This window comes from Roseivivax sp. CAU 1761 (assembly GCF_054482755.1).
Genome location: NZ_JBTLRM010000044.1, coordinates 1 through 12645 on the forward strand (window position 1 = coordinate 1; position 12645 = coordinate 12645).

General features: G+C 67.6%; 9 protein-coding genes and 4 pseudogenes. 8 read left to right on the forward strand and 5 right to left on the reverse strand.

Features of this window, described 5'->3' with window-relative positions; all coding sequences use genetic code 11:
• From ACXYMW_RS18215 to ACXYMW_RS18245, 7 genes and pseudogenes are all read left to right on the forward strand, one after another.
• Positions 1-649, forward strand: a 649-nt coding sequence (locus ACXYMW_RS18215; protein ID WP_459036759.1) for an IS256 family transposase, incomplete at its 5' end; no start/stop codon positions are given.
• 496 nt (positions 650-1145) lie between these two features.
• Complete coding sequence (gene rfbB, locus ACXYMW_RS18220) at positions 1146-2228, forward strand: dTDP-glucose 4,6-dehydratase (protein ID WP_459036760.1); 1083 nt, start codon at positions 1146-1148, stop codon at positions 2226-2228.
• Complete coding sequence (gene rfbD, locus ACXYMW_RS18225; RefSeq protein WP_459036761.1) at positions 2225-3103, forward strand: dTDP-4-dehydrorhamnose reductase; 879 nt, start codon at positions 2225-2227, stop codon at positions 3101-3103. The genes rfbB and rfbD overlap by 4 nt, the downstream gene beginning before the upstream one ends.
• A gap of 31 nt (positions 3104-3134) precedes the next feature.
• Positions 3135-3707, forward strand: coding sequence for a dTDP-4-dehydrorhamnose 3,5-epimerase (rfbC, locus tag ACXYMW_RS18230; protein WP_459036762.1), 573 nt, complete (start codon positions 3135-3137; stop codon positions 3705-3707).
• A complete protein-coding gene (rfbA, locus tag ACXYMW_RS18235; RefSeq protein WP_459036763.1) occupies positions 3704-4570 on the forward strand; it encodes a glucose-1-phosphate thymidylyltransferase RfbA in 867 nt (288 codons plus the stop codon). Before rfbC ends, rfbA begins: the two co-directional genes overlap by 4 nt.
• A gap of 484 nt (positions 4571-5054) precedes the next feature.
• Positions 5055-5243, forward strand: a pseudogene (locus ACXYMW_RS18240) (transposase); the annotation flags it as partial.
• Between the two features lie 206 nt (positions 5244-5449).
• Positions 5450-5686: pseudogene (locus ACXYMW_RS18245) on the forward strand (transposase); the annotation flags it as partial.
• Between the two features lie 345 nt (positions 5687-6031).
• Here the strand turns inward: ACXYMW_RS18245 and ACXYMW_RS18250 are convergent.
• From ACXYMW_RS18250 to ACXYMW_RS18265, 4 genes and pseudogenes are all read right to left on the reverse strand, one after another.
• Positions 6032-6262 (reverse strand): annotated as a pseudogene (locus ACXYMW_RS18250) (transposase); the annotation flags it as partial.
• 205 nt (positions 6263-6467) lie between these two features.
• Positions 6468-7313, reverse strand: coding sequence for a 3-deoxy-8-phosphooctulonate synthase (gene kdsA / locus ACXYMW_RS18255; RefSeq protein ID WP_459036764.1), 846 nt, complete (start codon positions 7311-7313; stop codon positions 6468-6470).
• A complete protein-coding gene (locus tag ACXYMW_RS18260) occupies positions 7310-8095 on the reverse strand; it encodes a 3-deoxy-manno-octulosonate cytidylyltransferase (RefSeq protein ID WP_459036765.1) in 786 nt (261 codons plus the stop codon). Before ACXYMW_RS18260 ends, kdsA begins: the two co-directional genes overlap by 4 nt.
• On the reverse strand, positions 8092-9093 hold the full coding sequence (locus ACXYMW_RS18265) for a KpsF/GutQ family sugar-phosphate isomerase (protein WP_459036766.1): 1002 nt from the start codon (positions 9091-9093) through the stop codon (positions 8092-8094). The genes ACXYMW_RS18260 and ACXYMW_RS18265 overlap by 4 nt, the downstream gene beginning before the upstream one ends.
• Positions 9094-9398: 305 nt before the next feature.
• Between ACXYMW_RS18265 and ACXYMW_RS18270 the strand changes: the two are divergent.
• Positions 9399-10003 (forward strand): annotated as a pseudogene (locus ACXYMW_RS18270) (IS256 family transposase); the annotation flags it as partial.
• 348 nt (positions 10004-10351) lie between these two features.
• On the opposite strand, the gene rnr reads toward ACXYMW_RS18270, so the two are convergent.
• Positions 10352-12634, reverse strand: coding sequence for a ribonuclease R (rnr, locus tag ACXYMW_RS18275; protein WP_459036767.1), 2283 nt, complete (start codon positions 12632-12634; stop codon positions 10352-10354).
• Between the last annotated feature and the right edge of the window lie 11 nt (positions 12635-12645).

A 12645-nucleotide genomic window follows, 5' to 3' on the forward strand; every position in this document is an offset into this window, starting at 1 on the left:
GGTCAACGAGGACGGCAAGCGCGAGGTTCTCGGTGTCGCCACCGGGCCCTCCGAGGCGGAGACGTTCTGGACGGACTTCCTCCGGTCTCTCGCCGACCGGGGCCTGCGCGGCGTGAAGCTGGTCGTCGGCGATGACCACAAGGGTCTGCGGGCTGCTGCGCGGCGGGTGTTCGATGCGACGCACCAGCGCTGTCGCGTCCACTGGATGAGGAACGCGCTTGCCCATGCCCCGACCAAGCAACGCACCGCTGTGGCGGCAATGCTGAAGACGATCTTCGCCCAGGAAAACAAGGCGGATGCCGAAGCCCAGTGGGAGGTGGTTGCGGACGCGCTGCGCGAGAAGCAGGCGAGGCTCGGCGCCCTCATGGACGCCTCGCGCGATGACGTTCTCGCCTACATGGATTTTCCCCGGGAGCATTGGACCCAGATCGCGTCGACGAACCCGCTTGAGCGGGTGAACCGCGAGATCAAGCGCAGGTCCGACGTGATCGGTATCTTCCCAAACGACGAGGCCGTCGTCCGGCTCGTCGGCGCACTGATGCTCGAGACCAACGACGAATGGACGGTCGCCCGGAGATACATGAGCCTTGAAACGCTCGCCCGTGTCACCGACACTGCCACCGTCAGATTGTCCGCCGTGGCGACCTGATTAGCCTTGGACCTCTCCGAAGGTCGGCGCTCTTACACCATCTCCCGGGGCACTACCTGCTACCTTAACTTGCTGTCCACGGGACCGGCAGCAGCCCATGCACGTGTCTTAGCTCGGAACCCTCCATCATGCAGGCGTCTCCGATTGGTCGGTTACGGCTCCCTGAAGTATGAGTGCGTCTATCACCACGCCTCGAAGACCAGTGGCGGGCGTAGGCAGTTAGACCGCTTAAGGCCCAACACCGCACAATGCGGACACGCGCCCGCCGTAGGCCACCGGACGCAGTTCTAAGTCGCCCAGGACAGGCGATAAAATGCTTTGATCCATCCGGATACTCTCCGATGATCGAAGAGTAACCTGAGCCCGGACGGGCTAGGACTCCTCGCGCCGAAGGAGGCAACTAAATGTTGTGGCCACGTCTTCACACGCATAATCAAAAACCTTCGCCTTTGCGTCACGCGCCCCCGCGCTTAGAGGGAGGGGAAAGGATTTCGCCATGAAGATTCTCGTCACCGGCGGTGCCGGCTTTATCGGATCCGCGGTCGTTCGTCACGCCATCGCCGACGGCCACGAGGTCGTCAATCTCGACGCCCTGACCTATGCCGCCTGCCTCGACAACGTCGCCTCGGTCGCCGATAGCCCGGCCTATGCCTTCGAGCATGCCGACATCCGCGACCGCGCCGCGCTCGACGCGATCCTCGCCCGGCACCGGCCCGAAGCGATCATGCACCTCGCCGCCGAGAGCCATGTCGACCGCTCGATTGACGGCCCCGGCGCCTTCATCGAGACCAATGTGACTGGCACCTACAACCTGCTGGAGGCCGCGCGGGCCCACTGGGTCGGGCGCGGCCGACCGGAGGGGTTCCGCTTCCACCACATCTCCACCGACGAGGTGTTCGGCACGCTGGGCGAGACCGGCAAGTTCACCGAGGACACGCCCTACGCGCCGAACTCGCCCTATTCGGCCTCCAAGGCGGCCTCCGACCACCTCGTTAGGGCCTGGCACGAAACCTACGGCCTGCCCGTGGTGATGACCAATTGCTCGAACAATTACGGGCCCTTCCACTTCCCGGAAAAGCTCGTCCCGGTGGTCATCCTGAAGGCGCTGGCGGGCGATCCGATCCCGGTCTACGGTGCGGGTCTGAACGTGCGCGACTGGCTCTATGTCGAGGATCACGCCGACGCCCTGCTGCTGGTCCTGCAGAAGGGGGCGCTGGGCCGCTCCTACAATATCGGCGGCGAGAACGAGGCCCGCAACATCGACCTCGTGCGGACGATCTGCGCCATCCTCGACCGTTTGAAGCCGGGCGCCGCGCCCTATGCCGAGCAGATCACCTTCGTCGCCGACCGCCCCGGCCACGATGCGCGCTACGCCATCGACCCGGCGCGGATCCGCGAGGAGCTGGGCTGGCGGCCCTCGGTGACGCTGGAACAGGGGCTTGAGAAGACCGTTCGCTGGTATCTCGACAACGAGGCTTGGTGGCGGACGCTGCAGCAGCGCGACGGCGTGGGCCAGCGCCTCGGCACCGGAACGAGTGGCGGCGCAAAGCCGGCGCAGCAGGCCGAGCGCACGGCATGATCCGGGTGGTGATGTTCGGCCGGACCGGCCAGGTGGCGACCGAGATCGCCCGCCAGGCCGAGGCTGCCGGCGTGGCGCTGACGATCCTCGACCGCCGGGCCGCCGACCTCTCCGACCCGCACAGCGTCGCCGCGGCGCTCGAACCCGCGATCGCCGGGGCCCGCGCGGTGATCAACGCCGCCGCCTGGACCGCCGTCGACGCCGCCGAGGCAGAGGAGGCGGAGGCCCACGCGGTCAACGCCGCAGCCCCCGCCGAGATGGCGCGGATCTGCGCCGCCGCCGGCACGCCGTTCCTGCACGTCTCGACCGATTACGTCTTCGACGGCAGCGGCACCCGGCCCTGGCGCCCCGAGGATCCGACCGCGCCGCTCGGCGCCTATGGCCGCACCAAGCTGGCCGGCGAGGAAGCGGTGCGCGCCGCCGATGGCCGCCACGCCATCCTGCGCACCTCCTGGGTGTTCTCCGCGCATGGCGCGAACTTCGTCAAGACGATGCTCAAGGTCGGCGCCACCCGCGACCGGCTGACCGTGGTCGGCGACCAGATCGGCGGCCCGACCGCCGCCGCCGACATCGCCGCAGCCCTGCTCACCATGGCCAAGGCCATGGCCGAGGGCGCCGAGGGCGGCACGTTCCATTTCTCCGGCGCCCCGGATGTCAGCTGGGCGGAGTTCGCCCGCGCCATCTTCGCGCGCGCCGGCATGGCCACCGAGGTTGCGGACATTCCCGCCACTGACTGGCCCACCCCGGCGCCGCGCCCGGCCAATTCGCGGATGGAGTGCGGCGCGCTCGAGACCCGGTTCGGCATCGCGCGGCCGGACTGGCGCACCAGCCTCGACGCGGTGCTGCACGAGCTCGGCGCCACGGCGCCGGCCTGAGACCAGGTTTCCAGGAAGGGACGACACCCAGATGAAGATCACCGAGACCGCCCTGCCCGGCATGCTGCTCTTGGAACCGCGCCGCTTCGGCGACGACCGCGGCTGGTTCATGGAAAGCTGGAACCGGCAGGTTCTGGCGCGCCTCGGGATCGAGATCGACTTCGTCCAGGACAACCATTCCATGAGCGCCGTGCCCGGCACGGTGCGCGGCCTGCATTACCAGGCGCCGCCGCACGCCCAGGACAAGCTGGTGCGGGTGGCCCGCGGTCGGGTGCTTGACGTCGCCGTCGACGTGCGCCGCGGCTCGCCGCATTACGGCCGCTGGGTCGGCGCCGAGCTGTCGGCCGAGAACGGCCACCAGCTGCTGATCCCCAAGGGCTTCCTGCACGGCTTCGCCACCCTGACCCCGGATGTCGAGCTCCTTTACAAGTGCTCGGATGTCTACGCGCCCGAGTGCGACGGCGCCGTGGCCTGGAACGACCCCGACATCGCCATCGACTGGGGCATCGACGCGGCGCGCGCGGTACTGTCGGACAAGGACCGCGCCGCGCCGCGCTTCGCCGACTGGCAGAGCCCCTTCGTCTACGAAGGAGAGGCGGCATGAGCGCGCGCAAGGGCATCATCCTCGCCGGCGGCTCCGGCACCCGGCTCTACCCGATCACCCTCGGCGTCTCCAAGCAGCTGCTGCCGGTCTACGACAAGCCGATGATCTACTACCCGCTCAGCGTGCTGATGCTGGCCGGGATCCGCGAGATCGCGATGATCACCACGCCGCAGGACCAAGTCCAGTTCCGCCGCCTCCTAGGCGACGGCAGCCAGTGGGGTGTCGCGCTCACCTATATCGAGCAGCCGAGCCCCGACGGCCTCGCACAGGCCTACATCCTGGCCGAGGATTTCCTTGCAGGCAGCCCCTCGGCGATGGTGCTGGGCGACAACATCTTCTTCGGCCACGGGTTGCCCGAGATGCTGGCCGCGGCCAATTCGCGGACCGAGGGCGGCACGGTTTTCGGCTACCACGTGGCCGATCCCGAACGCTACGGCGTGGTCGATTTCGACGCCGAGGGCCGCGCTAGGGCGATCATCGAGAAGCCCGAGGTGCCGCCCTCGAACTACGCGGTGACCGGCCTCTATTTCCTCGACGCCTCCGCGCCCGAGCGCGCACGCGGGGTGAAGCTCTCGGCGCGTGGCGAGCTGGAGATCACCACGCTGCTCGAGAGCTATCTCGCTCAGGGCCTGCTCAGGGTCGAGACGATGGGCCGCGGCTATGCCTGGCTGGACACCGGCACACATGGCTCACTCCTCGATGCCAGCAACTTCGTGCGCACGCTGCAGGAGCGCCAAGGGCTGCAGACCGGCAGCCCTGACGAGATCGCCTACGGGCTGAACTGGATCGACCGCGCGGCGCTGATGGCGCGGGCGGAGGTGTTCGGCAAGAACGCCTACGGGCAGTACCTCAAGCGGCTCTAACATTGCATATTGCAACGTTTATTGGCTGAGTTTCGAAATGCTTTTGCTTACATCCCCGCGATAGCGAGCAGGCCTGGCCGAAATACCGCGGCGCGCCCGCTCTGCTCCCGGATCGGCACCGACGCTGTCTTTCGTCAGGCCATATCCGACCGCCGCTTCCTCTCGAAGTCCCCCGCCCCGGCAGGGCGCTCAGCCGAGTACAGTCAGCGCGCAGATTCGGGCGCCGCGACGGAACGCAGTCTTGAGCGACAGACTTGTGGTCCCTGGCATTCCCGACGAATGCGACGCACCGCTCTGCCACATACGCACAGGCGGCGCCGGCACCGTGCCGTGTGCAGACCTGGGCAGCTGCAACACAAAGCTGCAACGCCCCTTCGCGAGGCAGGCCAAGGTCACGACCCGGGGCGTGGTGTAGTTGGCGGTGGCCATCGGGTTCCTCGGTAGGGTCGGGTTGCTGTGCCAACCTGAACCGAGGGATGCCCCGATGACCAAACCGATTACGGACCTCGGCACGCTTTTCGAGAAGAGCGGCGATGCGGATCTGCTGCGCGAGATGATCGGGTTCGCGGCCGAGCGGCTGATGGAGCTGGAGGTCGGTGCCAAGACCGGCGCCGAGTATGGCGAGAAGAGCGGCGAACGGCTGGCGCAGCGCAGCGGATATCGCGACCGGGACGGGAGTGTCCTGAACTTTGTGTATCCGGCCCGGCCCATGCGGTTTGGGATACTCAAGCGTCGAAGCGCTCACCGAACATTATTGCAAACTGATTGCGGGCGGCAAACCATTCCCGCACGTTTCGGCCGTCCTTCTCGAAGTTGCGGATGGCCAAGTAGTGAATAGCCCCGTGACGCCTTCTTCGCTAATTTTGAGGCAAGGAGGCCATGATGAGCAGCAGCAAGTTCAGCGACGAGTTCAAGCGGGATGCGGTCGCGCAGATCACCGAGCGAGGCTACCCGGTCAGGGAGGTGTCGGAGCGGCTCGGGGTCAGCCCGTATTCGCTCTACGCCTGGAAGAAGAAGTTTGCGAAGGCGTCATCGGGAGAGGCGGAGAAAGACACCGAGATCCGGCGCCTGAAGAAGGAGCTGGCGCGGGTCTTGGAGGAGCGTGACATCCTAAAAAACCATCCCGGATCGGCGCCCGCCTGTGCGGAATAGAAACGCCGCGTGCTACGCTCGGCCCGGGAGGGCAGCGGCCGTTGGCTTATTGGTGGGTTCGACCCCGTTAAAAAACGTGGCCCATGGGTTCATGCGCACTTGAGAGTGGTGACGCCGGCTGTCCGCGCGATCCCGGTTAGGAAGATAACGAACTGGCATAACCCACGCCCTCCGTTCGAACGGAGGAGATGCCATGACGAGAACCAAGTCCGGCGACCACCCGGAGATGAAGTTGGTCAATCCTTGGACCGCAGCCGCACGACTATCCGATCGCTTCGAACAGGCTGCGCCGGAACTTCACGGCATCGGCAGACGGGCGACCTCTTTGCGCAAGGCTACGATCTCGGCCTGCTCCGGGCTGACCCGCCCGTGGCCGGGGAATGCCCCGAGAGGCGCGTCTCCCACCTCGCGCATCCATCGGTGCAGCACGCTCTCGGACAGCTCCAAATCCCGGCATGCCTGGACGACGGCGACACCGCGCTCCGTCACCAGCTTCACAGCCTCAAGCTTGAACTCGCGGCTGAACGTTCGTCTCTTCATCTGAGGTCTCCAATCCCATGGTCACGATCTTATCGTCGTGTCCACGGGACCGGCAGCAGCCCAATCACACCGAGCGCTCTCCCGCCGGAGGTGCCGCTACACTAGGCTTGGCTATATTAACTCGATGGAGTTTGAGGCCTGCGCACGGTTATCCCTACTCCCTACCCAGGGGACCGGCGGTTCCAACCGGTTCAGCTTGCATTATTTACATTGCAGACTTCGCCAATTTGTCGTGCGCGGACAGGATTCCCAGAAATGGGATTAAGTCAGACACGTTCACCATGTTGGGCCCGTCGGAGGGGGCGTTGTCGGGATCCTCGTGGGTCTCGATGAACAGCGCCGCGACGCCGACCGCGCAGGCGGCGCGGGCCAGAACCGGGGCGAATTCGCGCTGCCCGCCCGAGGTCGCGCCCTGCCCGCCGGGCTGCTGCACCGAATGGGTGGCATCGAACACCACCGGGTAGCCGGAGCGGGCCATGATCGGCAGGCCGCGGAAATCGCTGACCAGGGTGTTGTAGCCGAAGCTGGTGCCGCGGTCGCAGAGCAGGATGCGCTCGTTGCCGGTGGAGGCGATCTTGGCGGCCACGTTGGCCATGTCCCAGGGCGCGAGGAACTGCCCCTTCTTGACGTTGATCGCCGCCCCGGTCTCGCCCGCGGCGAGCAGCAGGTCGGTCTGGCGGCACAGAAAGGCCGGGATCTGCAGCACGTCCACCGCGTCGGCCGCCGGGGCGCATTGCTCGGCGGTGTGGATGTCGGTGAGCACCGGGCAGCCGAACTCGTCGCGGATCTTCGACAGGATGGTGAGGCCGGCCTCCATGCCGAGACCGCGCGCGGTGCCGAGCGAGGAGCGGTTGGCCTTGTCGTAGCTGGCCTTGAAGATGAACGGCGTGCCCGACGGCGCGCAGGCCTCGGCGATGCGCTCGGCCATCATGCGCGCATGGTCGAGGCTTTCCAGCTGGCACGGACCGGAGATCAGCGCGAAGGGCTCGGCGCCGCCGATCCGGTGCGGACCGATCTCGACGATGCGGGGCAGGGGCGTTTGGTCGGTCATGCGGTCAGGATGCCTTCGATTCGTGCCACGTCTTCGGGGTTGTTGAGCTCCCAGAACACCCGCCCGCGCGCCGCCACCTCGACGCAGCGCACCGGCCAGCCGTTTTCCAGGAAGCGCAGCTGCTCCAGGCCCTCCAGGGTCTCCAGCGGCCCCGCCGACCAGCCGGCATAGGCGCGCAAAGCGTCCGGGCGGTAGGCGTAGAGCCCGACATGGTGGAACACCTGGTCGTAGCGCGCCGCGCGCTTGCCCGGGTCGATATAGGGGATGACTTCCTTGGAGAAGTAGAGCGCGTTGCCGCCGCCATCGAACACCGCCGTGGTGCCGCCGACCCGGCCGGCCTGGCGGTCCTCGACGAAATGGCCGTAGGTCTGGGCGTCGCAGCGCACCACCGGGGTCGCCACCCGGGCCTCGGGATCGGCGGCCATGGCGGCGATCAGGTCCTCGACGAACCAGGCCGGGGTCAGCGGCGCGTCGCCCTGCAGGTTGACCACCAGATCGGCCTCGATCCCGCCGCGGGCCAGCGCGTCGGCGCAGCGCAGCGTGCCGTTCTCGCAGGTCTCGGAGGTCATCACCACCCGGGCGCCGAAACCTTCGGCGGCGGCGCGGATCCGGTCGTCGTCGGTGGCGACATGGACCTCGGCCACGCCTGAGACCTCACAGGCCGCCTCCCAGCTGCGCTGGATCAGGGTCTTGGCGCCGTCCGGGCCCTTCAGCTCGGCCAGCGGCTTGCCCGGGAACCGGCTCGAGCCGTAGCGCGCCGGGATCAGGATGACCGTCTTCATGCCACGCCCGCGCGCAGGCAGTCGTGGATCCGCAGGATGCCCACCGGGCGGTTCTCCTCATCGGTCACAACAAGCGTCATGATCTTGTTCTGCTGCATCACGTTCACCGCCTCGGCGGCCAGCATGTCGGGCGGCACCACCTTGGGCGAGCGGGTGGCGACCTCGCCCGCGCTGCGCTCCATCAGCCCGTTCATGGACCGCCGCAGGTCGCCGTCGGAGATCACGCCGACCAACCGGCCATACTCGACCACGCAGGCGATGCCGAAGCCGCAGGTCGTCATGCGCACCAGCGTCTCGCCCATCGGCGTCTCGGGGGCCACCACCGGCAACTCGTCGGTGCCGTGCATCAGATGCGCCACCGTGGCCAGCTGTGCGCCGAGCTTGCCGCCCGGATGCAGCGTGCGGAACTGTTCGCGCACGAAGCCGCGCTGCTCCATCAGCGCCACCGCTAGGGCATCGCCCAGCGCCATGGTCAGTGTCGTCGAGGTGGTGGGCGCCATGCCGATGAAGCAGGCCTCAGGCGCATCCGGCAGCGGCAGCCGGTAATCGGCGGCCTTCATCAGCGTGCTGTCGGCGCGGCTGCTGATCGCCACCATCGGAATCCCGAAGCGACGGGTATGGGCGATGATGTCGCCCAGCTCGGTGGTCTCGCCGGAATTCGAGATCAGGATGCAGACATCGGCCGAGGTGACCATGCCGAGATCACCGTGGCTGGCCTCCGCGGCATGCACGAAATGCGACGGCGTGCCGGTCGAGGCCAGGGTCGAGGAGATCTTGCGCGCGACGTGGCCGGACTTGCCGATCCCCGAAAGGATCACCCGCCCCCGGGAGGCCAGAATGGCCTCGACCACGGCAACGAAATCCTCGGGAATGGTGCGGGACATTGCGCGAAGCGCGTCCGCCTCGATGGTCAGCACCCGGCGCGCCGCGGCCACCGCATCGCTGCCCAGCCCGGGGCTGGCGGGATCGGGGCTCGGGGAATCAGCACAAAGTTTCATGTCACGACCATCGCCTCAAAAAATTGACCTCGGCCCGCGCCTCCAGATGCGAGCGGCGGGCGAATGCGACGCGGGCCTAGCATGCCGACTCGCTTTTGCAACGCCCTCGGAGGCAGGAAGCTTTGCCGGGATGCTACGCCGCAGGCCCGGCGGACGCAAACCGAACCCGCCCTACGTTATGGTGTTCGTAACGCACGGTGGACCTTTAATATTGCCTTTCAAAGGTTCCGGTAGAAGCCTAATTCCACGATCGGGACAGTTGCACAGCGATGGCGCTGACCTGCAGGCGACACTCGCCGACCACGTATGTCCACGGCCTGTCGACTTAGTCGATGGACGATCTCATGCAGGCCTTGGGCGGCACCGGGATCTCGCAGCCCAACTCAGCCATCTCTGCCAAAAAAAATTGATGAGCGGGTCGATGCCTTCCTGACCCGGCCAATCGAGGGGAAATTGCCCTATCTCTGGATCGACGGGGCCTACTTCAAGGTGCGCCGGGGCGGGCGCTTCGTGTCTGCGGCCGTTACCATCGCCATGGGGCGCGAACACCGATGGGTGGCGCGGGGTTCTGGGCCTGGTGAAAGGTGCCTCTGAGGCCGAGCGATTCTGGACCGTGTTTCTCCGCGCTCTCGTGCGCCGCGGCATCAGCGGCGTGAAGGTGGTGATCAGCGATGCCCACGCGGGGTTCAAGGCAGCGACTGCGCGCGCCGTGTCTACTACCCGGCAGCGCTGCCGTGTCCACACTCATCAAAACGCCTAGGCTCATGCCGGAAAGAGCAGCCGTCGGGTGGTGTCAGCCCTCATCGCCACGGCCTTTGCTTAGCCCGACCACGCTACGGCCAAGGCGCAATGGCGGTTGGTTGCGGACCAAATGCGATCCAAGCTGCCGAAGCTTGCCCCTCGCACGGACGCGGTCTCACGCTGAAAACGCTCGCGCCCGCCTGTGATGATGCGGTTGTCAGTCTAACTGCCACCCAACGCGACTAATCGGTCCGGCCCGTAGCAGAACGCGAGGCTTGCCTGCACCTAAATCATAAGCAGCGACATCATGCACACGGATTTTCCGTCAAACCGGAGGAAAGACGGGTCACATGTAATTCGGCGCCGCGCATTCTTTTTATGGGGTCGCCGTGAAGAACGCAGGGCGGCTGCAAGAACTGGATACCGCGACGAAGTTCCTACTGGGGAGCATTGCGTGCTAGCCGAGAATCCCTCCGCGGGAACGGTACCTCAAAGACAACAGGGCGCTAATGATGTGCTAAGTTCGAGGTCGTTTTTTCACCTTCGCGTCCTTCTTCTTGGCGCGGACCAGCTTGCGGCGCGGCGGGGCGGTGCCGGGGCGGCGGGGGCCGCCGGGCCGTTTGCGGCCGCGGCCGCCGCCGCTGCCGCCGGGCAGCGTCGCCTCCTCGAGCGTCAGGAGCTCGAGGCCGATGCCGCCCGAGACCGGCGCGGCCTCGACGAGGCGCACCGTGGCACGCTGGCCGGCATGGATCACGGTGCCGGTCTCGGCGCCCATCAGGGTGCCGGCCTCGCGGTCGAAATGGAAGAATTCGCGCCCCAGCTCGCGGATCGGCACCAGCCCGTCGGCGCCGGTCTCGTCGAGCTTGACGAAGATGCCGAACTTGGTGACGCCGGAGACCCGGCCGCCGAACTCGGCGCCGATGCGGTCCGACAGGAAGGCCGCGAGGTAGCGGTCGGTGGTGTCGCGCTCGGCCACCATGGAGCGCCGCTCGGTCTCGGAGATATGGGTGGCGATGCTCTCCAGCCGCTCGATCTGGTCCGCGTCGAGCCCGTCCTCGCCCCAGCCATGCGCGGTGATCAGGCCGCGATGCACGATCAGGTCGGCATAGCGCCGGATCGGCGAGGTGAAATGCGCGTAATTGCGCAGCGCGAGGCCGAAATGGCCGAAATTCTTCGGGCTGTAATAGGCCTGGGTCATCGCCCGCAGGGTGGCGAGGTTGATCAGCTCGGATTCGTCACGGCCCTCGGCCTCGTGCAGCAGGCGGTTGAGATGCGCGGTCTGCAGCACCCGGCCGCGGGCCAGGGTCAGGCCGGCCGCCTGCACGGTCTCGCGCAGCGCGTCGAGCTTGTCCTCGGGCGGCTCCTCGTGGACGCGGAAGAGCAGCGGCACCTTCTTCTTCACCAGCGTCTCGGCGGCCGAGACGTTGGCGAGGATCATGAATTCCTCGATCAGCCGGTGCGCGTCGAGCCGCTCGACATGGTTCACCGCCTCGACGCGGCCGTCCTCTGAGAGCCGGATGCGGCGCTCCGGCAGGTCGAGATCGAGCGGCTGGCGCCGCTCGCGGGCGGCGCGGAGCGCGGCATAGGCGGCGTAGAGCGGCTGCAGCACCGGTTCGCGCAGCGGCGCGGTGCGCTCGGAGGGCTGCCCGTCGATCGCCGCCTGCACCTCCTGGTAGGTCAGCGAGGCGGGCGAGCGCATCAGGCCGCGCACGAAGCGTTGGCCGCGCTTCTCGCCGTCGGCGCCGATCACCATGCGCACGGCGAGGCAGGCCCGCGGCACGCCCTCGTGCAGCGAGCACCGGTCGCCGGACAGCCGGTCCGGCAGCATCGGCACGACGCGGTCGGGGAAGTAGCTGGAATTGCCGCGCTTCTTCGCCTCTCGGTCGAGCGCCGAGCCGGGCCGGACGTAATGCGCGACATCGGCGATGGCGACCCAGACGACATGGCCGTCGGGGTTTTCGGGGTCGTCGTCGGGCGCGGCATAGACCGCGTCGTCGTGGTCGCGGGCATCCTCGGGGTCGATGGTGACCAGCGGCAGGTCGCGCAGATCCTCGCGGCCCTTGAGGCCGGCGGGCTTCATGCGGTCGGCTTCGGCCAGCACCTCGTCGGGGAAGTCGTCGGGAATGCCGTGCTGGTGGATGGCGATCAGCGACACGGCGCGCGGCTCGGACGGGTCGCCGATGCGCGCCGTGATGCGCGCCCGCGGCAGGCCCATGCGGCCCTTGGGGCCGGCCTGTTCGGCCTCCACCAGCTCGCCGTCGCGGGCGCCGCCGGTGGCGTCGGGGGCGACCTGCCATTCCTTGTCGGCGCCCTTGTCGAGCGGCAGGATGCGGCCGCCCTCGGCGCCCTTGCGGAAGATCCCCACGACGCGGCGCGGGCTCAGCCCGATGCGGCGGATCAGCCGGGCCTCGTAATGATGCTCCTCGCCGGCCACCTGCTGCAGCCGGGCCAGGATGCGGTCGCCGGGGGCGAGCGCCGGGTCGGCCTCGCGCGGGATCACGATCACCGAGGGCTCGACGCCCTCGCCGTGCCATTCCAGCGGCCGCGCGAAGAGGTCGCCGTCGGCATCGGGCGGCAGCACCTCGAGCACCGAGACCGGCGGCAGCCGCTCGGGGTCGCGGTAGGTCTTCTTGCGCTTCTCCAGATGCCCCTCGGCTTCCAGATCCTTGAGGATCCGCTTCAGGTCGATGCGGGCGGCCCCCTTGATCCCGAAGGCCTTGGCGATGTCGCGCTTGGCCGTCAGGGTGGGGTTCTCGGCGATCCAGTCGAGGATCTGGGCACGGGTGGGCAGCTTGGTCATGGGCGTCAGGT